Origin of the sequence: Bradyrhizobium sp. Leo170 (assembly GCF_004296405.1) — a bacterium.
Lineage (GTDB): Bacteria > Pseudomonadota > Alphaproteobacteria > Rhizobiales > Xanthobacteraceae > Bradyrhizobium.
In genome coordinates this window covers 1-22468 of record NZ_PSRR01000112.1, presented here as the reverse complement: position 1 = coordinate 22468, position 22468 = coordinate 1, and the positions used below count along the sequence as shown (strand labels likewise).

The 22468-nt window shown below is 64.9% G+C and carries 15 protein-coding genes and 2 pseudogenes; 10 read left to right on the top strand and 7 right to left on the bottom strand.

Features of this window, described 5'->3' with window-relative positions; translation table 11 throughout:
* Both glyS and CWO89_RS19805 read left to right on the top strand, forming a co-directional pair.
* Positions 1 to 1939: pseudogene (gene glyS, locus CWO89_RS19810) on the top strand (glycine--tRNA ligase subunit beta); the annotation flags it as partial.
* Between the two features lie 230 nt (positions 1940 to 2169).
* Entirely contained in the window at positions 2170 to 3261 is a 1092-nt protein-coding gene (locus tag CWO89_RS19805) for a hypothetical protein (protein ID WP_130580423.1), read from the top strand.
* Positions 3262 to 3494: 233 nt separating this feature from the next.
* On the opposite strand, the gene CWO89_RS19800 is transcribed toward CWO89_RS19805, so the two are convergent.
* Positions 3495 to 3857 (bottom strand): DUF1236 domain-containing protein, encoded by a 363-nt coding sequence (locus CWO89_RS19800; protein WP_130580422.1) that lies wholly within the window; start codon positions 3855 to 3857, stop codon positions 3495 to 3497.
* Between the two features lie 351 nt (positions 3858 to 4208).
* On the opposite strand from CWO89_RS19800, the gene CWO89_RS19795 reads away from it, so the two are divergent.
* Positions 4209 to 4364 carry a DUF3096 domain-containing protein gene (locus tag CWO89_RS19795; RefSeq protein WP_080663951.1) on the top strand — a complete coding sequence of 52 codons (156 nt, stop codon included), beginning with the start codon at positions 4209 to 4211 and terminating at the stop codon, positions 4362 to 4364.
* Positions 4365 to 4433: 69 nt separating this feature from the next.
* Here CWO89_RS19795 and CWO89_RS47955 read toward each other — a convergent pair whose 3' ends face one another.
* Complete coding sequence (locus CWO89_RS47955; RefSeq protein ID WP_245476405.1) at positions 4434 to 4604, bottom strand: hypothetical protein; 171 nt, start codon at positions 4602 to 4604, stop codon at positions 4434 to 4436.
* Positions 4605 to 4695: 91 nt separating this feature from the next.
* Here CWO89_RS47955 and ppdK point away from each other — a divergent pair, with 91 nt between their 5' ends.
* The 7 genes from ppdK (at position 4696) to CWO89_RS19760 (ending at position 15829) form a co-directional block, all read left to right on the top strand.
* On the top strand, positions 4696 to 7419 hold the full coding sequence (ppdK, locus tag CWO89_RS19790; protein WP_245476404.1) for a pyruvate, phosphate dikinase: 2724 nt from the start codon (positions 4696 to 4698) through the stop codon (positions 7417 to 7419).
* 293 nt (positions 7420 to 7712) lie between these two features.
* The gene (locus CWO89_RS19785) at positions 7713 to 10274 is read left to right on the top strand and encodes an ATP-binding protein (protein ID WP_130580420.1); all 2562 of its coding nucleotides are present in this window, start codon (positions 7713 to 7715) and stop codon (positions 10272 to 10274) included.
* Between the two features lie 393 nt (positions 10275 to 10667).
* Entirely contained in the window at positions 10668 to 12074 is a 1407-nt protein-coding gene (locus CWO89_RS19780) for a cell wall hydrolase (protein ID WP_130580419.1), read from the top strand.
* 278 nt (positions 12075 to 12352) lie between these two features.
* Positions 12353 to 13603 (top strand): MFS transporter, encoded by a 1251-nt coding sequence (locus tag CWO89_RS19775; RefSeq protein WP_130580418.1) that lies wholly within the window; start codon positions 12353 to 12355, stop codon positions 13601 to 13603.
* Positions 13604 to 13759: 156 nt separating this feature from the next.
* Positions 13760 to 14746, top strand: coding sequence for an acrylyl-CoA reductase (NADPH) (gene acuI, locus CWO89_RS19770; protein ID WP_130580417.1), 987 nt, complete (start codon positions 13760 to 13762; stop codon positions 14744 to 14746).
* 104 nt (positions 14747 to 14850) lie between these two features.
* The gene (locus CWO89_RS19765; RefSeq protein ID WP_130580416.1) at positions 14851 to 15438 is read left to right on the top strand and encodes a hypothetical protein; all 588 of its coding nucleotides are present in this window, start codon (positions 14851 to 14853) and stop codon (positions 15436 to 15438) included.
* Between the two features lie 157 nt (positions 15439 to 15595).
* Positions 15596 to 15829 (top strand): DUF6894 family protein, encoded by a 234-nt coding sequence (locus CWO89_RS19760; RefSeq protein WP_130580425.1) that lies wholly within the window; start codon positions 15596 to 15598, stop codon positions 15827 to 15829.
* On the opposite strand, the gene CWO89_RS19755 is transcribed toward CWO89_RS19760, so the two are convergent.
* The 5 genes and pseudogenes from CWO89_RS19755 to CWO89_RS19735 all read right to left on the bottom strand — a co-directional run.
* On the bottom strand, positions 15795 to 17693 hold the full coding sequence (locus CWO89_RS19755) for a CHASE2 domain-containing protein (protein WP_245476403.1): 1899 nt from the start codon (positions 17691 to 17693) through the stop codon (positions 15795 to 15797). The two genes, CWO89_RS19760 and CWO89_RS19755, sit on opposite strands and share 35 nt — an antisense overlap.
* Before the next feature lie 6 nt (positions 17694 to 17699).
* Entirely contained in the window at positions 17700 to 18233 is a 534-nt protein-coding gene (locus CWO89_RS19750) for a FecR domain-containing protein (RefSeq protein WP_463702469.1), read from the bottom strand.
* A 206-nt stretch (positions 18234 to 18439) separates the two neighbouring features.
* Entirely contained in the window at positions 18440 to 19414 is a 975-nt protein-coding gene (locus tag CWO89_RS19745) for a zinc-dependent alcohol dehydrogenase family protein (protein WP_130580414.1), read from the bottom strand.
* Positions 19415 to 19464: 50 nt separating this feature from the next.
* Positions 19465 to 20037 (bottom strand): TetR/AcrR family transcriptional regulator, encoded by a 573-nt coding sequence (locus tag CWO89_RS19740; RefSeq protein ID WP_130580413.1) that lies wholly within the window; start codon positions 20035 to 20037, stop codon positions 19465 to 19467.
* Between the two features lie 37 nt (positions 20038 to 20074).
* Positions 20075 to 22468 (bottom strand): annotated as a pseudogene (locus CWO89_RS19735) (DUF2339 domain-containing protein); the annotation flags it as partial.

Genomic DNA, 22468 nt, shown 5'->3' with positions numbered 1-22468 from the left:
CCGGCGCGGCAGCCCGATCTGAAGGAAGAGCGCCGCGGCCCCCCGCGTCGGCGGCCCCGAGCCCGCGATCCAGGGATTCTTGAAAGCCACGGGCCTTGCCTCGATCGACGATGCAAAAATCCAGCCCGATAAGAAGGGCGATTTCTACATCGCGTTGATCGAGAAGCCGGGCCGGCCCGCGCTCGACGTGCTCGCCGAGATCCTGCCTGTCATCGTCAGAACTTTCCCCTGGCCGAAATCGATGCGCTGGGGCGAGCGTTCGGCAAGGCCCGGCGCGCTGACCTGGGTGCGCCCGCTGCACGCCATTACGGCCACCTTCGGCCCCGAGACCGAAGAGCCGGATGTCGTGCCGTTCTCGGTCGACAGCATCGAGGCGGGGCAGACGACGTTCGGCCATCGCTTCATGGCGCCCGCAGCGATCTCCGTGCGCCATTTTGACGACTACGAGGCCAAGCTGAAAGCGGCCAAGGTCGTGCTCGACCCGCAGGCGCGCAAGGACATGATCCTGGCGGATGCAAAGACGCTGGCGCAGGCGCAGAATTTTGAACTGGTCGAGGACCAGGGGCTGCTGGATGAGGTCGCGGGCCTGGTCGAATGGCCGGTCGCGCTGATGGGCTCGTTCGATCAGGAATTTTTGTCGATCCCGGACGAGGTGATCCGCGCCACCATCCGCAACAACCAGAAATGCTTCGTGGTCAGCGATCCCAAGACTGGAAAGCTCACCAACAAGTTCATCCTGACTGCCAATATCGAGGCCACCGACGGCGGCAATGCCATCGTCGCCGGCAACGAGCGCGTGATCCGCGCGCGGCTCTCGGATGCGAAGTTCTTCTACGAGACGGACCTGAAGACGAAGCTCGAGGACCGGCTGCCGAAGTTCGACCAGATCGTGTTCCACGAGAAGCTGGGCAAGCAGGGCGAGCGCATCAAGCGGATCGAGCGATTGGCCGCGGAGGTCGCGCCGCTGGTCGGCGCCGATGTCGAGAAGACGAAACGTGCCGCGCATCTGGCGAAGGCGGATTTGCTGACGGAGGTCGTCGGCGAATTCCCCGAGCTGCAGGGCTTGATGGGCAAGTACTACGCGCTGGCGCAGGGCGAGGATGCGTCCGTCGCTGCCGCGAGCGAGGAGCATTACAAGCCGCAGGGGCCTGCGGATCGCGTGCCGACCGATCCGGTGAGCGTGGCGGTCGCGCTGGCGGACAAGATCGATACGCTGGTCGGATTCTGGGCGATCGACGAGAAGCCGACGGGGAGCAAGGACCCGTATGCGCTGAGGCGCGCGGCGCTGGGGGTGATACGGCTTATCCTCGAGAACAATATTCGTACTAGTCTAATCAAGACGATCACGACCTTCGTCGCCACGTTGCTTGAGAGTGACGCTGTAAAGGCCGCTGAGAGTCCGATTGCTATCGCGCCGTCACTATTGGTCTTCTTCGCCGACCGTCTCAAAGTCCAGCTTCGCGACCAGGGTGCGCGGCACGATCTCGTCGATGCCGTGTTCTCGCTCGGCGGGCAGGACGATCTCCTGGTCGTGGTCCGCCGCGTCGAGGCGCTCGGCAAATTCCTCGACAGCGACGACGGCAAGAACCTGCTTGCGGGCACCAAGCGCGCGGGCAACATTCTTGCGATCGAGGAGAAGAGGGACAAGCGCATGTTCGACGGCGCGCCCGATCCGTCGCTCTATCGGCAGGACGAAGAGAAGGCGCTGGCGAAGGCAATCGATCAGGTCAAGCGCGAGGCGAGTGCTGCGGTGGCGGCTGAGGACTTCGCTGGCGCGATGAGTGTGATGGCGACGCTGCGGCCGGCAGTGGATGCGTTCTTCGACAAGGTCAAGGTCAATGACGACGACCCGAAGGTGCGCGAGAACCGGCTGAAGCTGCTGAATGAAATTCGCGCGGCAACGCGGGCGGTGGCGGACTTCTCCAAGATCCAGGATTGAGTTTGACGCCGTCATTCCGGGGCGCGCGAAGCGCGAGCCCGGAATCCATTTCGCCGCGTACCCTGCCGCCCGATGGATTCCGGGCTCGTCCTTCGGACGCCCGGAATGACGGCGTGGGGCGCCAGAAATATCCCGCAACATTTACCCCTCATTAACCACGTCCTGCGAAGGTCGCGACGGGTGAACGGTTTCTTAAGAAATCGCCCGCGCGCAAATGCAGGAATTTCCCGATGACCTCCATCGGCACGGCGCTCAATCCTTACGCCCAATATGGTTCGGCCTATGCGCGGGCGGCGGCGACGCCGTCGCTGGCATCGACGCTGTCCAATGACAGCGCGAACAATGATCCACTCGCGTCCAACAGCACGACCAACCTCACCCTGTCGGAAGCGGCCCGCGCGCAGCTCGCAAAAGCATCGCCGCTCGACTTCACGACGGTCACGAACGACGCGCGCGCGACGCTCGACCGGCTCTATACGGCAGCCGGCGTGAAGGGACCGCTGGTCGATGGCAAGACCACGATCGATCTCTCGAGCCTGGATCGCCGCTCGCTGTTTGCGATTTCGACCAACAATGGCGGCAAGTTCAGCCCCGACGAACAGGCGGTGGCGGCCAGCGCGTTGAAGCAGCGCTTCGATGCCGCGCTGGCGCCGTCGCTGGCGACCACGCGCCTGACCGGCGACTACAATGTCAGCTACAAGGCGGCGCTGGATTATCTCGACGGCGCAAGCCCGGAAGAGAAGGCGACGGCGACCTGGGCTGCCCAGCGCGCCGCAGTGTTCAAGGGCTATCAGGCGACGCAGACCGACCCGACGGTGGCGCCAACGGGAATTGCCGGCGATCCGATCGCGGCCGCGCTCGCTGACACGGCCAGCCCCGCGACGGGCCAGAGCCGCAACTTCGGCGATATCGCCAGCGACGTGCGCGGGTTTCTCGACCGCCAGAAGAGCGAGGCGGCGAGCAACGGCAAGGAACTGGTCTATGACCCCAAGCGCAAGACCGGACAATTGGCTGATCTGTCCTCGCTCGACAATCGCTCGCTGTCGGCGATCACCCTGAACAAGGACAATCGCTTCTCCGGCGAGGAGATCTATGCCGCCAAGCAGGAATTGAGTGCGCGGACGCGCGCCTCCGTGCTCGATGCGCTGAAGCAGAGCCAGTCAACCGGCGATCCGCGCCAGCTCAGCCTCGGCATCCTGAAAGCCTATTCCTCGATGAGCTCCGAAGAGCGGATGGCGGCGAACTGGACGCCCGAATTCCAGGATGCCGCGATCAAGAACTACAAATCGACCTCGACGCTGCTCTCGATGCTGCGATCGTGATCGCTAGAGCTTCAGTTCTGATTGAATCAGAACCGAAGCTCTAGCTAGACTCTTGTTTTGACGCGTTTTCTTCACGCGAACCGGTGTCCACTTCGCTCGAAAACGCTCTAGGCACAAAGCAAAGCCCCGCCTGGAGGGGAGCGCCAGGCGGGGCTCTTGGGTCCGGTCGCTGTCGCACACATCCGCTTGCGCGGCGCCCGGACTACTCGCTTACGTCCAAGGCTAGCTCGTCACTAGTCGATCACCTGAACGATGCGACGCGAGCGCGGCTCGACCAGCACGGTCTCGCCGTTCACGACGGTGTAGCGGAACGGGGTTCCGCCGAAGCGCTGCGGCACGTCGTAATAGGTCACGCCGGTTTCCGGCAGCACGGTGCCGACCACAACGCGATCGGAAATCGTGTAGTTCGGCACGCGCTCGCGGACGATATATTCGCGGAACGCCGGCCGCTGATCGACCGTGATCCCGCCACCTTCTTCGACCACAACGGTATTGCCGCCGACAACGCCGGTGGTGACGCTGCCTTGCGCCTGCGCCGCGACCGGTGCACTGATCGCGCACGCCATCGCTGCAACGGCAAGGAATCGGTTTCGCATGGCTCACTCCTTCGCGACGATTTTGCTTTGAGGCGGGGTCTCATTTGAGACGCCGCGAGTGCCGGCTTTTTGCCGATGCACAATGTGGGGCCAATGCATCGCGCGCGCCGATGTTCCGCAAAAAGCGCGGCCATATCCGCGGCAATTTTGAGCAATTTTCGTGGATAGCGGAACCGATTGAACCGTCGAACGTCTCAAATATTGGGCCGTGGTGGCGGGCGGGGCCGATTCTCGGTCTGACGCGTTTCCTTCATGCGAAACCGGTAACACTTCGCTCGAAAACGCGATGCCAGTACAATACCCGCCTCGATTCGATTTCCTTCCCGAACAAATCTGCTGGAGCTTCCTCAAATGGTCATCACCGCTGCGCATGTCCCTGCCATCGTGGCCCTGATCGCAGGCATTCTGATCCTGGTCATGCCGCGGCTGCTGAACTTCATCGTTGCGATCTACCTGATCTTCGTGGGCTTGGTCGGCATGGGGCTTTTGCGCTGGCTGCATTTGTAGGATCGAAAGCCCGTTCGCAGCTTGCGCCCGACACACCAAAGTGGTGTAAGGCGCCCATCTTCTTGCCCCTCACTCCGGATTGTTGAAAGCCATGGCCAAAGCCGTTGCCAAGTCCAAGAAAGCAGCAGAGAAAAGCGCAGCGAAATCAAAGCCATCCGCCCCGGCCCGCAAGGCCGCTCCGGCGGCGCGAAAGGCGCTGAAGAAGAGCGCGCCAAAGGTGGCGGCGAAGGCTCCGGTCAAGGCTCCCGCCAAGACTCCTGTTAAGGCTGCTCCTGTTAAGACTCCTGTCAAGGCTGCTGCTAAGGCCCCCGCCAAGCCGGTGGCGAAGTCCGTGACGAAAGCGCCGGCGTCAAAGCCGGCCGTGGCGGCGATCAAGCCCAACAAATGGGTCTTCACCTTCGGCGACGGCAAGGCCGAGGGCAAAGCCGAGATGCGCGATCTGCTCGGCGGCAAGGGCGCCAACCTCGCCGAGATGGCCAATCTGGGCCTGCCGGTGCCGCCCGGCTTCACGATCCCGACCTCGGTCTGCACTTATTTCTACGAGCACGAGAAGACCTATCCAAAAGAGCTGAAGGCGCAGGTTGAGAAGGCGCTCGACTATGTCGGCAAGCTGACCGGCAAGATCTTCGGCGACGCCAAGAACCCGCTCCTGGTCTCGGTCCGCTCCGGCGCCCGCGCCTCGATGCCGGGCATGATGGACACCGTGCTCAACCTGGGGCTGAACGACCAGACCGTGGAGGCGCTGGCCGATCTCTCGGGCGACCGCCGCTTTGCCTATGACAGCTACCGCCGCTTCATCACGATGTATTCGGACGTGGTGCTCGGCTTTGAGCACCATCACTTCGAAGACATCCTCGACGCCTTCAAGGACAGCCAGGGCTATTCGCTGGACACCGACCTGACCGGTGACGACTGGGTCGAGCTGGTCGGCAAATACAAGGAAGCGGTCGAGCGCGAGACTGGCCATCCGTTCCCGCAGGATCCGCACGATCAGCTCTGGGGCGCGATCGGCGCGGTGTTCTCCTCGTGGATGAACGCGCGCGCGGTCACCTACCGCAAGCTGCACGACATTCCGGCGACCTGGGGCACTGCCGTCAACGTGCAGGCGATGGTGTTCGGCAATATGGGCGAGACGTCGGCGACCGGCGTCGCCTTCACCCGCAATCCCTCGACCGGCGAGAGCAAGCTCTACGGCGAATTCCTGATCAACGCGCAGGGCGAGGACGTCGTGGCCGGCATCCGCACGCCGCAGGACATCACCGAGTACGCGCGTCAGGAGAGCGGCTCCGACAAGCCGTCGATGGAAACCGCGATGCCCGACGCGTTCAAGGAGCTGACGCGGATCTACACGCTGCTGGAAAAGCACTACCGCGACATGCAGGACATGGAGTTCACGGTCGAGCAGGGCAAGCTGTGGATGCTGCAGACCCGCGGCGGCAAGCGCACCGCGAAGGCGGCGCTGCGCATCGCCGTCGAGCTCGCCAATGAGGGCCTGATCTCGAAACAAGATGCGGTGACGCGGATCGATCCGGCCTCGCTCGATCAATTGCTGCACCCGACCATCGATCCGGCGGCGAAGCGCGATATCATCTGCACCGGCCTGCCGGCCTCGCCGGGTGCGGCTTCCGGCGAGATCGTGTTTTCCTCCGACGAAGCGGCCAAGCTGCAGGCTGACGGCCGCAAGGTCATTCTCGTCCGTGTCGAGACCAGCCCGGAAGACATCCACGGCATGCACGCGGCCGAGGGCATCCTGACCACCCGCGGCGGCATGACCTCGCATGCCGCGGTGGTCGCGCGCGGCATGGGCAAGCCCTGCGTCTCCGGCTGCGGCGCCATCCGCGTCGATTACGGCCGCGGCACGATGAGCGTCGGCTCGCGCACCTTCAAGGCAGGCGACGTCATCACCATCGATGGCGGCATCGGCCAGGTGCTGGCCGGGCGCATGCCGATGATCGAGCCGGAGCTGTCCGGCGAGTTCGGCACGCTGATGGGCTGGGCCGACAGCGTGCGCCGGCTGGGCGTCCGCGTCAACGGCGATACCCCCGACGATGCGCGCACTGCGGTGAAGTTCGGTGCCGAGGGCATCGGCCTCTGCCGCACCGAGCACATGTTCTTCGAGGAGACGCGCATCCGCACGGTGCGCGAGATGATCCTGTCGGAAGACGAGCAATCGCGCCGCGCCGCGCTGTCGAAGCTGTTGCCGATGCAGCGCGCCGACTTCGTCGAGCTGTTCGAGATCATGAAGGGCCTCCCCGTCACGATCCGCCTGCTCGATCCGCCGCTGCACGAGTTCCTGCCGCACACCCAGGCCGAGATCGAGGAAGTCGCGCGCGCGATGAACACCGATCCGCGCCGGCTCGCCGATCGCGCCCGCGAACTCGCCGAGTTCAACCCGATGCTCGGCTTCCGTGGCTGCCGTCTTGCGATCGCCTATCCTGAGATCGCCGAAATGCAGGCGCGCGCGATCTTCGAGGCGGCGGTCGAAGCCGGCAAGCGCACCGGCAAGGCTGTCGGGCTCGAGGTGATGGTGCCGCTGATCGCCACCAAGGCCGAGTTCGACCTGGTGAAGGCGCGGATCGACGCCACCGCGCATGCGGTGACGAAGGAGACCGGCGCCAAGCTGACCTACCAGGTCGGCACCATGATCGAGCTGCCGCGCGCCTGCCTGATGGCCGGCAAGGTCGCCGAGACCGCCGAGTTCTTCTCCTTCGGCACCAACGACCTGACCCAGACCACCTACGGCATCAGCCGCGACGACGCCGCGAGCTTCCTCGGCACCTACATCGCCAAGGGTATCCTCGAGATCGATCCCTTCATCTCGGTCGATCGCGACGGCGTCGGCGAGCTGGTCAGGATCGGTGTGGAGCGCGGCCGCAAGACGCGGCCCAACTTGAAGGTCGGCATCTGCGGCGAGCATGGCGGCGATCCCGCCTCGGTCGCGTTCTGCCACGAGGTCGGGCTCGACTATGTCTCGTGCTCGCCCTACCGCGTGCCGATCGCGCGGCTGGCCGCAGCCCAAGCCGCGCTCGGCAAGGCGATCGCGAGCCAGGCGTGACGCTTAGCGCCCGCTGCAGCTAATTCGAAATGGCCGGGGATTTCCCGGCCATTTCTTTTTTCTTGCAACGTGTAACCGATGGTCCTGCGAGCGCGCGGGCAAGGAAAGACGCGTTACAGGCGTAACCCAACTTTCCGCGTGCTGAAATCGAACTGTAACCCGCGCTCACAATCCTGTGCCAGTAGAGTGAGGTTTGGTATGGGATGCTTCAGATTGTTTTTGCGTATTCAATTGAGATCAGCGCAGCGACGGCGCGATGGCGGGCGAGCGTCAGGATTGGGGCGTGATGGGAAGTGACCCTTCTATCACGGCTGCTTGTGCTGGTGGCTGTTGCTCTGCTGCCGGCAATAGCGATCCAAGCGTATAATGAATTCGACCTGCGTCGCGCGCGCCAGATCGAGGTGCAGAACCAGGCGCTCAATCTGGCTGAACTTGCCGCCGCGGAGCAACGGCAGATCGTTCAGGGAATTCATCAGGTCCTGATCACGCTGTCGGAGCTTCCGTCGATCAAGGCGAAGGACGGCGAGTCATGCAATGCATATATGGGCGCTATCAAGCAGCGATTCCCGGCTTTCCTCACCGTTGTCGTCACCGATTTGAACGGCATCACGTTCTGCACCCCCGACAATAATCGCAAGCCGGTCGATGTCTCGGGCCGGGCCTATTTCGCCAACTTGCGGAAAACCGGCGCATTCTCCGTCGGCGAGTTCTCGCTGGGCCTGTCATCCGGTCGAAAGGCCATTCAGTTTGCATTGCCTTTCTACGAGCAGGACGGGCAGATGGGGGGTGCCATCATCGCAACCCTCAGCCTGGATTGGCTCGCCGACTACATTGCGCGAAAGGGCGCGCCGGCGGGAGCTGCGCTCGGAATCATGGACCGCAACGGGAGGTACCTTGCCCGCTATCCCGACAACGCGCGCTTTGTCGGGCGGACCCTGAGCGAAGGGCATGAACCACACCTTGAGAAATCCGGTGCGGCCGACACCACGGAGCTCGACGGCGTGGAGCGGATCGTCGGCTATGCAGCCCTGCCGGACAGTTCCGGAGGCCTTCTCATCAGCTTCGGCCTGGACAAGGACCAGGCATTCACCGCAATCCAGCACGGCACGCAGCGCGGCGTCTTCCTGATCATCCTGAGTACCGCGCTGGTGCTGATCCTGACATCGTTGGGCGCCCGGCGGTTCATCCGTCGTCCGCTTGGGCAATTGGTCGACGCCGCCAACCGATGGCGGCTCGGCGATTTTACCCGGCGGGTCGACATCCATGGCACTTCCGAAATCGCGCGGGTCGCCGATGCATTCAACACCATGGCCGATGCGCTGGAACACCGCGAGCAGGAATTGTCCGACGCGAGGAAGAAAGCGGAGGAAGCCGCGGCCCGGATCACGATGATCTTCGAGAGCACCACCGACAGCGTGCTGATCATCGATCAGGACTGGCGCCTCACCTATCTCAACGGACCCGCCTGGACAGACCTTGCGGAGGGGCAGGATGTCAGGGGCCTGACGTTGTCGGAGGCATTTCCAGACGCCGATGACCTCGATATCACCAACCAGATCCTGGAGGTGACATCAACGCAGCGGCCGGCATTCCTCGAAGTGTTCTGTACGCGTCGACAGGTCTGGTACGCGGTCAATGCGTTTCCCTCCAGCCAGGGTCTCGCGATCTTTCTCCGCGACATCACCGATCACAAGCATGCGGTGGAGGCGCGCCGGCTGATCGAGGAGCAATTCCACCAGAGCCAAAAGATGGAGTCGGTCGGTCAGCTCACCGGGGGGATCGCGCACGACTTCAATAACCTGCTCACGGTGGTCTCGAACAGCCTCGACCTCATCGAGGATGCCGCCGACATCGGCAAGGTCCGGCAATACGCCGCGGCGGCGCGTCGCGCCACCCAGCGAGGGGAGAAGCTGACGTCGCAGCTTCTCGCCTTCTCGCGGCGGCAGATACTGAATCCAAAACTCGTCAACGCGAATCAGCTCATTGCCGAATTCCAGGGCCTGATCCAGCAAGCGGTCGGGGGAGGCTGCGAGGTCAGGCTGCGGACCGACGAGCAATTGTGGCTGTGCCATGTCGATCCTTCATCGCTGGAGACCGCTCTTCTCAACCTTGCGCTCAATGGGCGCGATGCGATGCCGGACGGCGGCGTGCTCGAGATCGAGACGCGGAATGTCGAACTCGAGCAGGGGGCCGTGGCCGAGTGTCAGGCAGGACCTTATGTGAGGCTGGCCGTCAAGGATTCCGGCTGCGGGATGCCGCCCGAAGTGCGCGACAGGATCTTCGAGCCCTTCTTCACGACCAAGGAAGTCGGCAAGGGGACCGGGCTTGGCCTCAGCATGGTCTATGGCTTCGTTCGACAGTCCGGCGGGCACGTCACTGTGGAAAGCACGCCGGGAGCAGGGACTACGGTCGCACTCTACCTGCCCAAGGCCGACAAGGCGCCGGAGGCGCCGGTGCAAGAACGGAAGGCACGAGCCATACCGGGAGGTTCGGAGCGGATCCTCGTCGTCGACGACAATGAGGATCTGCTCGAGGTCACCTCGGCGATGTTGAGCTCGTTCGGCTACGAAGTTGTCTGTGCCCGCAACGGACTTGAGGCCCTGAAGATGTTGAGGAGCGACGAGCACTTCGCGCTCCTGTTCAGCGACATCGTGATGCCGAGCGGCATGAACGGCATCGAGCTGGCGCGCGAAGCGAGACGGCTGTGCAAGGACATCAAGATCCTGCTCACCTCCGGTTATGCCGGAGATGCATTGGAACGGCACCACGCCGTGGACGAATTTCCGATCATCGAGAAACCCTTCCATGTCGCGGACCTTGCCCGGCGCCTGCAGGCGCTCCTGCACGAAGGCTAGAGCGTGATCCGATCAGGCTGCTGGACAATTGAATCAGAGCCCACCCCACGTCGTTGCGAGCGGAGCGAAGCGATCCATGCCGCCACTCGGCGAGAGATGGATTGCTTCGCTCCGCTCGCAATGACAACGGATAGAGCCGCTGACACGTCCCGAGCTCTTCACGCGGTGAAGACTTTCTTCACCACGTTCGTTGACCTCATATTTACCACTTTCATCCGCGAGGCATTTACCAAGGCATTCGATGCGTCGCGCAAAATCTGTGCGATCTCTTGTGTGTAGCGGACAAGCCACGCCGATTAACCCCGCGGCAACCTAAATTCGATACCAACAAATTTGGTCGAATGGCACGGATGGACTGCGTTCGGTCGTTGTAAGCGTTGCGTGAGCGTATCGATGTTAGTGTTGCGTAACCATCCGAAGGGCGCACGGTTCGCGCTCTTCGGACTCGGTCTTAGCATCTTCGCATTGATGCCGACCGAGATCGGATATCAGGACATCGCGTCACTGCTTGCCCGCCAGCCCGGGGTCGCCGAGCGCTGGCAGAAGCGCATGTTCTCCGCCATGGGCACGATCCACGTCGCCGCCTACAGTTTCGGCCGACCGATCGGGACGTCCTCGCCGCAAGTTGCCACCTATCGGCTGGCGCGGCTCGACAGCCAGGGCGGCGACCTCACCGGTTCCATCACCCGCAACCCGATCGTCGCGCAGCCGCCGCGCTACGCCGCCTCCGATTTCCCCACGGTCGATCGCACGCTGAAGGGCGATCGTCTCGCCGTCGCGCCGCCGGCTGAAGCTGCGCCCAGCGAGTCCGCGCCTGCAAGCGAAGATCCCTCGACCTCGAACTCTTCGGTCAGGGGCATGAAGACCGCTGCGCGCGCACCCGCCGCACATGTGCCGCTCGATCCGGAATTGCAGGACGCGCTGAACGCGCCGCCATTGCCGCAATATGCGCCGTCGCAGCCGGCGTCACCGACGGCCGCTCCCGAGACGGCGCCTCCGGCGCGCGATGCGTTCGCGTTCAAGACCTCAAACCTGTTCTTCGGCTCGTCGCTCGGAACGCCCGAGACCATGGAGCGCTGGCAGCCGGGCGAGGAGCCGACGATCGTCGCGCCCGATGCCTCGCCCGATCCGGACATGAAGGCGATGGCCTCGCTGCCCGTCGATGCCGACGGCCCGGTGCGCGCCGGCGACATGGGTGAGAGCATTGCGCCGAAGGGCGAGGTCAATGCCGACGACCAGCACGCCAAGACGCCGGCCGAGCGGCTCGGCCTGTTCGACGAGAAGTCGCGCGCCAAGTCGGAAAAGTGCCTTGCCGAAGCCGTCTATTTCGAAGCGAGGGGCGAGGCGGTGCGTGGCCAGATCGCGGTGGCGCAGGTGGTGTTGAACCGCGCCTTCTCCGGCAAATATCCGACGAACGTCTGTGGCGTGGTCTACCAGAACAAGTATCGCCACTTCGCCTGCCAGTTCACCTTCGCCTGCGACAACGTCCGCGACGTGATCCGCGAGCCTGATATGTGGGACCGCGCGCGGAAGATCGCCAAGGCGATGCTGGATGGCCGGCTCTGGCTGCCCGAGGTCGACAAGTCGACGCACTATCACGCCTATTGGGTGCGCCCGTCCTGGGTCAGCGAAATGAAGAAGACGTACAAGTTCGGCGTCCACACCTTCCATCGCCCGCGCGCCTGGGGCAATGGCAGCGACGCGCCGAGCTGGGGAAACCCGGCCGAGACCGCGGAGATCTCGGCAGAGCTCGCCGAGGCCGCGCAAAGCTCCGCCGAGCAGGCCAGCGCGAAGCGGTAGCTCTCTCGTCGTCCTCGCGAAAGCGAGGACCCATAACCACAGGCCTTTGCCGTGTGCTCCGCTGCAACCACTTGCTCGCGCCACAACACCTCCCTGTGGCTATGGGTCCCGGCGTTCGCCGCGACGACGGCAGAGTGTTCCCATCATTCTGCAGGGCTGCCCTGCGTTGAAATTTTTCTCTCCGGCCCCCTTGGGGTTTTCATGCAAATGCATTAACTCCCTGTAACCTTTCGTCCGGCGGGTGGGACCGCCCATGATGTAGCATGCAGGGGGAATTGATGGCTGTGACCACCGGCGACCTTCGGCCTTCCTCCGGTCTCGATAGCTGGCGCACGCCGCTGATCATCATCATCTGCGGCTGCGCGATCGCGCTGCTCAGCTTTGGGCCACGCTCGGCGCTCGGCTTCTTCGTGCAGCCGATGAGCCGCGAATTCGCCTGGGGCCGCGACGTCTTCGGTCTCGCGCTGGCGCTGCAGAACCTATTGTGGGGACTGGGCCAGCCGATCGCCGGCGCGATCGCCGACCGCTTCGGCATCGTGCGCGTAATGATCGTGGGCGCGCTGCTCTATGCCGGCGGCCTTTACATGATGCGTTATTCGGCAACGCCGCTGTCGCTCGACATCGGCGCCGGCGTGCTGATCGGTTTCGGCCTGTCCGGCTCCTCGTTCAATCTGGTGCTGTCGGCCTTCAGCAAATTGCTGCCGCCGGAAAAGCGCGGCCTCGCACTCGGCGCCGGCACCGCCGCAGGTTCGTTCGGCCAGTTCCTGTTCGCGCCCTTCGGCGTGGCGATGATCGATAATTTCGGCTGGCAGGCCGCGCTGACCGTGTTCGCCGCGCTGATGCTCTTGATCGTGCCGCTGTCGCTTGCGATCGCGACGCCGCGGGCGGAAACGACCAACGTGCCGGCCGCCGACCAGCAGTCGTTCAAGACGGCGCTGGCGGAAGCGTTCGGCCATCGCTCCTATGTGCTGCTGGTGCTCGGCTTCTTCACCTGCGGCTTCCAGCTCGCTTTCATCACCGTGCACCTGCCGGCCTATCTCGTCGATCGCGGCATTCCGACCTCGACCGGCGGCTGGGTGATCGCGGCGATCGGCCTGTTCAACATCATGGGCTCGCTCGGCGTCGGCTGGCTGCAGAACTTCTTCCCCAAGCGCTACATCCTGTCGGTGATCTACCTCACCCGCGCGCTGGCGACCGTTGCCTTCATCTCGTTCCCGATCACGACGTTCTCCGCGGTCGCCTTCGGCGCGGTCTCTGGCTTGACCTGGCTGTCGACGGTGCCGCCGACCTCGGCGCTGGTGGCGCTGATGTTCGGCACGCGCTGGTTCGCCACGCTCTATGGCTTCGCCTTCGTCAGCCACCAGGTCGGCGGGTTCCTGGGCGTCTGGCTCGGCGGCATCGTGTTCGAGCAGTATGGTTCCTATACGCCGATCTGGTGGCTCTCGATCCTGTTCGGCGTGCTGTCGGCGCTGATCAACCTGCCGATCGTGGAGGCCCCAGTGTCGCGCCCGGTTGCGCAGCCGGCCTGATGCGATAAACAGCATCCCGCACAAATTCGTCGTCATGCCTGGGCTTGTCCCGGGCATCCACGTCTTTAAAGTCGAGCGACACCCAAGCACGTGATGGCCGGGTCAAGCCCGGCCATGACGCGGGACTAGATCAACGCGAGTACGGGAGGATCCATCGTGGCGACGTTCAAGGCGATCAGGATCGACAAGGCGGACAAGGGTACGACCGCCGCGCTCACGCAATTCGACGACGCGGAATTGATGGATGGCGACGTCACCGTCCGCGTCGAATGGTCGACGCTGAACTACAAGGACGGCCTGGCGCTGACCGGCAAGGCGCCGGTGGTGCGGCGCTTCCCGATGATCGCCGGCATCGATTTCGCCGGCACCGTCGAGCAGTCCTCGCATCCCGACTGGAAGGCAGGCGACAAGGTCGTCTGCAACGGCTGGGGCATGGGCGAGACCCATCTCGGCGCCTATGCCGAGAAGGCGCGCGTCAAGGGCGACTGGCTGGTGCGTCTGCCCGACGGGATCTCGGCGCGCGATGCGATGGCGATCGGTACCGCCGGCTATACCGCGATGCTCTCGGTACTGGCGCTGGAGGACCACGGGGTGACGCCCAAGAGCGGCCCGATCGTGGTGACGGGGGCCGCTGGCGGGGTCGGCTCGGTCGCGACAGCCGTGCTGTCCAAGCTCGGCTATCACGTAATCGCCTCCACCGGGCGGCAAGCGGAGGCAGCCTACCTCAAGGGCCTCGGCGCCGCCGAGGTGATCGACCGCAGCGAATTGACCGGCCCGGTCAAGCCGCTCGCGAAGGAGCGCTGGGCCGGCGGCGTCGACAGCGTCGGCTCGACCACGCTCGCCAACATGCTCTCGATGACCAAGTATGGCGGCGCCGTCACGGCGTGCGGGCTTGCCGCCGGCATGGACCTGCCTTCCTCGGTCGCTCCGTTCATTTTGCGTGGAGTGTGCCTTATCGGCATCGATTCGGTGATGTGCCCGATCGAACGTCGCAAGCGAGCCTGGAGCCGCCTCGCCAGCGATTTGGATAAGGCAAAACTAGCTGATATCACTCACGAAATCGGCCTGGACGAGGCCATCGCTTATGGCCCGAAAATTCTCGCGGGCGAGGTCCGCGGCCGGATCGTGGTAAAAATAGTCTGACGGCGTTCAGAATTTACCAACCAAGCTGCTCCAATGTTGCCTTGGTTGGTATGGTAAGCAGCGGGTAAAGGCGGTGTGCCCGCGCTGGGTAAGTGGAGTGGCTCATGCTTGCGCGTCTGGTATTGGGGACGGTCGTGGCCGGCGCGATGGCCGCGCCTGCGTTGGCGGGATCGATGAGCGCCGAAGAGGCCAGGCGATTTGTCGCCGGCAAGGTATTCGCCTTCACCTGCTTTGACGGCACCCGCGGCGCGGGTCGCATCCTCGACGACATGGGCGCCGCCGGCTCGATCCAGTTCTCCGGCTCCGGCCCGATTCGCCATGTCAGGTTGCCGGGCAATACGCTGCAGGTTCGCGGTCAGGCCGTCTGTGCCTCGCTGAAAGGCCTTCCGTTCGAGCCCTGCTTCAACCTCGACAAGCGCGACGATCGCTCGTTCCGCGGCTCAGTCTCGGGCATGGGCTTTGCCTATTGCGACTTCCGCCACCAGGGCGGACAGCAGATGCTGTTGGCGCGCGCGGTGGCGCGGCCGCGTTCGCTGCGCCCCTCCCAGACGACCCGCTCGGCCGACGCCTCCCGCGCCGAAGTGTCCGCGCGCGTCGAGACGCCGCCTGTCGAGCGCACCAGGCTCGAGCCGGTGAAGCCCGAACCGGCGCAACCGGAAGGCGCGGCGGAATTGCGCCGTTCGACCGATTAGCTGGAATCATCGGTCCCACCGACTTCGTTTGATCGAGGCGACAACGTGGCGGCGAAGACCCGTAGTGATACGGGCTCGCGAATTCATGGCTTGGTAGCGTCTAATCTCCTAATCTCCACCAGGACGGCCGGGGGTGGGCGCAACAACTGAGTTCCACATGCCGCAATATTTCTTCAGGATCAGTCATGGTCGCTTCGCGGGCGCGTCCGATCAGGGGTCGGAATTCGAAAGCCGTGAGGCCGCATGGGCCGAGATGACCAAGGTCAGCGGCAATCTTCTCGGCAGCATCGCACGCAGTCTCAAGCAGGACGCCGAGTGGCAGATGGAGCTCATCGACGAGAGCAAGAAGCCCGTGTTCAGAATCCGCCTGATCGCGGAGTCGATGGATTAGAACTGCCGCGCGAATCGTTGCGCCATAGCCAGACGGTGAGCGGACGGGTGCGTCCGCGGATGAGCGTCTCGCTCGGGCCGGTGAGCGTGCCGCTCTCGAACAATGCGGAGGCGGGGCCGGCTCGTTGCAAAAGGTCATCGCTGAGCGCGAGTGCCGCGCCATGCTTGGCCGCAACCTCCATCAGGCGGCTGGCCACGTTCACGGTATCTCCGGTCGCGGTGATGTGCTGATAGCTGCCGCCGAGCCGCGAGGCGACGATCGGGCCGTAATGCGCGCCCACCTTGAAGCCGATCCGCGGCGCCATCGTTCCCGGCAAAGAATTGATCCATTGCGCAACGCGATGGCAGAGCGTGACCGCGCAGTGCGCGGCCTTGCGCGCATCATCCTCGGCAGCTTCCGGCAGGCCGAACAGGATCATGGCGCCGTCGCCGAGGAAGCTCGTGATGATCCCGCTGTGCGCCTCGACCTCGTCATCGACGAGGGTGTGAAAATCCTTCAGCAGCGCAAGCCCCGCGTCGATATCGAGCGTCTCGCTCAATGCCGTGAAGCCCGAGAGGTCGATGAAGATGATCGCCGCATCCTGGTGCCGCGGCTCGAGCAGGAACGCCGGATTGCCGGTCAGCCATTTGTTGAGCGCCGGCGCCTGGAATTGCTGCAACAGGTCGCTCTTCATCGCGAAATATTGCGCCTGCCGCCGATTGAGCCAAAGCTGGATCGAGCCGAACAGGATCGCCGGCGGTGCGGCGGCCGCAATCGGCAATGCCGCGCTGAGCCAGATGCCGCGCGAGAATGCGACGTAATTGGCGACAGCCCAGATCGCCATCAGCGCCGCGATCGAGAGCAGGCCGGCCGCGCTGCGCCGCCACGCCAACAGGCCGACCACTGCGAGCGTCAGCGCCACCGCAAGGATCGCGTCAGCGAGGCGCGTCGAACGATCGCGCAGGATGCCGCCGCCGGTCATCAGGTGATCGATCGCGGTCGCGACGATCTCGACACCCGGCATCACGGGATCGAACGGCGTCGGAAACACATCGCCGCCGCCCGTCACTGTCACACCGATGACGACGATGCGGTCGCGGATGGCCGCTCGCGCGACCTCGCCGTCGAGCACCGATGCGGCACTCACCGTCGGTACCGTGCCGCGCGGGCCGTAATAGGCGAGCGGGAGCACATGATCGAGGTCGGTCGCGATGTTCCGACCCGCGAGGCGAAAGCTGTCCGCCTCGATCACCGGATCCTGGCCTGCGGCCAGTGCCGCGACGCGCAGCGGAAACGCCAGCTCGACTTTGTCACTGGTGCGGACCAGCAAAGGAATGCCGCGCGGCGTGCCCGATTTGTCGGTGGTCAGGTTGACCACGCCGACAACAGCATGTTCCGCGAACGCAGGAAGCGGGCGCAGGAATTTCTCCGCCCGCGGCAGGCGCGCGAGCGCGCTCTGGTCGTCCGCCTCCAGGATCTGGATCGCATCGGGAAACACGGCGGCAGCGGCAATGGCGGAGGGGCGTTTTCCGAGCGCTTGTGCGAGCGCGGCATCGCCGCCGTCCTTGCCCTGGTCGAGCAGCAAGAGGTCGACCGCGATCGCGCGCGGCTCGTAACTCGCAATCTTCTCGATGATCGCGGCAAGATCGGCGCGCGGCAGCGGATAGCCGCCGCGCTTGGCGACCGTCTCATCGTCGATGGCAACGATCGTGACGAGATCGGGTGCCGCGCGCTCACCGCGTGCCAGCAGGCGCAGGTCGGTCAGCGCGCCTTCGGCGCGATCGAGGAATTGAACGTCGCCGTTCCAGTAGCCTATTCCCAGCGCAGCCGCCCAGACGAATGAGAGCAGAAGCGCGATTGGTGTTTGAGGGATCCGGCCGCTCACCAAGGGTCATTGTCCGAGGCGCGCGAGCAGCGCATCGACCCGCGCCTGACCCCAGCGCTTGACTGCCAGCGGCTCGTTTCCTGGATCGACGTCAACGCCTTCGCCCGGACCAAGCACCACCTGGTTTCCGCCGCGTGGCCGGCGCACCGCGACCCGGCCCTGCAGCACGAGCACCGATGTCCTCGCCTCCTGCACATCGACCGCCCACTTGGTCCCACGCACGGCGGCGATCGCTTGTGGCGTGTTGACGCGAAAACGATTCTTGCCGGGCTGCTTGGGTGCGTCGAGCAGGAGTGCCTTGCTCTGCAGATCGACTGCCGTGGCGCTGCCATCGTGGCCTTGCAGCGTGAACCTTGCGCCGTCCTCGGCGACGATGATCAGGCCGTCGCGGCAGAGCAGGATCTGCGTTCCTCGCGCGCCCGCCTGCGACGGACATGTCGCGGCCATCGTCTGCGCTGCCGCAGGCTGGATCGCAAGTGTTGCGCAGATGATCACCAAGCTCGCCAGCCGCGCGAGCACTCCCGCAATGTCTCGGTGCAAAACGCTCCCCTCGTTAAAATAGTTGGTCGCCGCAATATAGCTCTTTGAAGCGCACACTATGTCTAGAAAATGTCTGCCCGGGTCCAGTGCCAATGGCGTGAGCCGACGCGATACTTCGTCGGGCCCAAGGTCGCGTCACAGGGACGTGATGTCAGGCGCGCCCGGGCGTGATGAGAACCTGCCGATTTGTCCCGGCCGGCTGTCGCTCAGTCCGGCGTGAACAACGCCTTGCCACGATTCTTCTGCGCCACCGCCACCGCTTCCGGGATTTGCGAAAAACGGTAGGTGCCTTCGACCGGCGCGCTGATTACCCCCGAGGCCACCAGCGGCGCGAGGTGTTCATACATCGCGCTGATGTGCTCGGCGGTGGCGCTGTTGAACCAGTTGGCGAGCCAGAAGCCGCGCATTGCGATGTCGCGGAAGATGAAGGGCTGCGCCGGTCCGACGAAGGGCTTGCCGCTGATTGCGCTGTAGAACACCAGCACGCCCTTCGGCGCCAGGCACGTGATCAGGTTCATGGTCGCGGTATCGGCGACGCCATCGATGGCGAGCGCGATCGGCGCGCCGCCGGTCTCGGCGGCGACGCGCTTGTTGAGATCGGGTCCATCGACCAGCACGACGTCGCCGCCGCTCGCCTTGAGATCGGCCACGACTTCCTCGCGCCTGACGAGATTGACCGTCTTCAATCCAAGCGACTTCGCGATCCCGATCACGGCGCGGCCGACGCCGGAATTGGCCGCGTTCTGAATCAGCCAGGCGCCGGGAGCCAAGGTGACGAAATCGGTCAGCAGCAGGTAAGCTGTTGCGGGATTGATGCCGAGCATCGCCAATTGCAGCGGATTGCCGTCGGGGAGCGCCCGTAACTTGCTGGCATCCGCCTTGATCCGCTCCGCCCAGGCCGGCGAAGGATAGGGGATGAGCGCGCGGTCGCCTTGCCTCAGATGCGTGACGCCACGACCGACCGCCACGACGCGGCCGACACCCTCCGTTCCCACGATGCTCGGCAGTTTTGGCCGGTAGCCATAGCGGCCCGAGATCATCAGGAGGTCGCTCATGTTGATGGGCGAAGCCTCCAGCGCGATCACGACTTCGCCGTCGCCGGGGGCGCCGACATCGGGAATGTCGACGAGTTTCATGACCTCGGCCGGGTTGCCGAACGCCTCGATCTGGATCGCCTTCATGGCAGTGCCTCCGAATTATATACTGTATAGTATATAACGAGGAGGCGCTGTCAAGAAAGCAGCTTCATCGCCTGGTCGAACGTGGCGCGGACGCGCGCCGCTTCGGGCGCGTCCTTTGCCAGCACCATGAGCCCCTGATAGATCGCCATGATCGTATGCGCGACCGCATCGGGATCGAAGTCGTCGGCGAACTGGGCGCGGTCGGCGCGCAGGCGGTCGCGCAGCAACTGCTCGAGCTTGCGGTTGAAGGCCTGGATCCGCTTCCGCACCTCCTGCTCGGTCACGCCGTCGACGGAGGTGTTGACGGAGAGGCAGCCGCGACTGCCCTTCACGCCGGAACAACGAGGTACGAAGCCGGTCAGCCAGCGCCGGATGGCCTCGCGCGCGGAGGGGCCGTCATTGATGATGCGCTCGGCTTTCCCGACGATATAGGCGTGGTAGCGGTCGAGCACCTTCAGGAACAGCGCGTTCTTGTCGCCGAAGGCGGCGTAGAGGCTCGGCTTGGTGAGGCCTGTCGCTGCGGTGATGTCGTCGAGCGACGTGCCCTGAAAACCCTTCAGCCAGAACACGTCGCGCGCGAGGTCGAGCACTTCGTCGGGGTCGAAACTGCGCGGTCTGGCCATGCCGCCTATCTACGCGCTGGCGCAGGCTTCGCCAAGCTCAGCCTACGCCAGCGACCGGCGGCGGCGCCGCCTGTCGCCGGAACAGGATGCGCTGGTAGAACCAGCCGATCGCGACCAGCACCACGCCGAGGCACATGAAGGACAGCGCGCGGTAGACGCCCGTGAGCTGCGACATGTCGATCACGAACGCCTTCACGATGGTCAGCGCGATGACGGCGGCCGAGGCCATCCGCGCGCGCTGCGAGCCAACGACGATGCCGATCCCGAGCAGCACGACGCCGAACGCCAGCCAGGCGATCGAATAGGTGTATTGCTCCGCGCCCGTGGTCGGGCCATGTGACAGCACCGGGCCGTGGTAGAGCCGGCGGATTTCAAAGCTGACATAGGTCAGCGCGAGGATCAGCGCGCCGGCCGCGAGCGTGTTGCCGTAGGCGGCCGGGCGCCGTCCCGCCACCGCATAGGACAACAGCAGCGCCAGCACCGCGGGCAGGGCATAGCCGAGCAGGAGCAGGAGCAGGTTGATGAAGCTGCCGCCGACATTGATCGGCCACAGGATCGGTGTCTCCAGCAGCATCAGGCCGAAGACGGCGGCAAGACCCGCGAATACCGTCAGCAGCACCGCGCCGATATTGTGCACGATGCTGGCCGTGCGGATGCGCAGGCGCTCCAGCCCGATCGCCATTGCAAGCGCCGTGCAGACCTGCAGCGCGACCTCGGTGAGGCCGGCGCTGTTGCGGTAGACGTCGCCCTGATTGACCGCGTGGCGGATCTCCATGAAGGCGAGCAGGACCGTGAACAGGATCGCGGCCGACTCCACCGCGCGGAGCGGCGGATCGTCGCCGTTGCGGCGCAGGAAGACGCTGGCTGCCCAGAACGAGGCCGCGGGAATGCCGTAGCCCCACAACAGCCAGTTGAAGATCGGCGTGGTGCCGACGGCATCGCCGACGATCCGCGGCTCGTAGCCGATGCGCAGCACCACGATGCCGGCGAGGATCGCGGCCAGCGTGCGCAGGAAGGCGATCGGCCGCTGCAGCGAAATCCAGGCGGTGCCGAGCGACACCAGCGCCAGCGCGATCGTGAGCCAGCCCTTCTCCAGCGCGAATGTGAGCGCGAGCGCCAGCGCGGCGAGCGTGCCGGTCGCAAACAGCGCGATCGAGGCGGAGTGCCCGGGCCGGTCCTCGCGCCTGCTGAGGTATTCGGTTGCAGCGGCGAAGGCCGCGGCGAGCAATACCGCGAGAATTGCGAACGGAATCGAGCGGTCGAGCTGCGCGATCCGGGCGTAGAGCGCGACCAGCAGCGCCAGCGGCGTGAAGGTGGCGGCCGCCGCCCACTGCATGGTGGTCGCGGCCGAGGTGAAGCGGTGTTGCGCGAGGAAGCCGGTCACGCCGAACATGCCTGCGAAGATCGCCGCCGCGGTCAGATGCAGCGAGACCGAGCCATCTGTGGCGCTCGGCCCGATGCCGGGCAGGGGACCGCCTGGGAGCACCAGCATGTCCGGATTGCCGCGCACCGCCCATTCGGCGAAGACGACGAACACGAACAGCGCGGCGGCGCCAATCGCCGCAGTGGCCGCCGGCGCCCGCCAGGCGACGAGGAGGCTGCCGGCGACCAGGAGGCCGAAGGTGATCATCGCGGGATCGGCGTGAAAGCTGTTCAGCACGATCAGCAGCGCGCCGAACAGATAGGCGATCAGCGAGCCCGATGAGATCGGCTCGACCTCTTCGCCCTCCGCTTCCGGTCCGAACATGAAGCCGCAGACGACCAATAGCGCCGCGAGGATGAATCCGGCGATGACATGAAAGGCGTGCGGTCCGATCATCGACGGCCCGCATTGCAGACAGGGGAAGGTCCAGAGCAGCGCGAACACGACCGTGGTAACGGCAAGCCAGCGCCACGCCGGATGCGCGCGAGGCCGAACGACGCCGCGGTGACGATCGCAAGATAGATGTAGAGCGCCCAGAAATCCGGCTTTTCGGATGAGACGAGGATCGGTGTGGCGAAGGCGCCGACGACGCCGAGACCGGCCAGCGCCGGTCCGTGCAGCAGCGCAGCGGCGAGCGTGCCGAGCGCGACCAGTCCGAGCAGCACGAAGGCGGTCGCCGGCGCAAGGAAGTCGTAGAGCGCGTAGGCCGCATAGACCGTCGCGAATGCCACAGCCGTTCCGGCGGCGGTGAGGATCGCCGGGATATTGGCGATCGGCAGCGGTGCGATCGTGGAAATGCTTTCCTTGCGCCGCGTCCATTCGCCGGCGCCGAGCAGCGCCAGCGCGAACAGGCCGCCGAGCATGGTACGCACGCCGGGTCCGAGCAGGCCGGCCTCGATCGAATAGCGCACCATGAAGAAGCCGCCGAGCGCCAGCGTCAGGCCGCCGAGCCACACCACCCATCGGGTGCCGATGTTTCTTCGAAGCCGGGCTGGGCGGGCGGCAGCG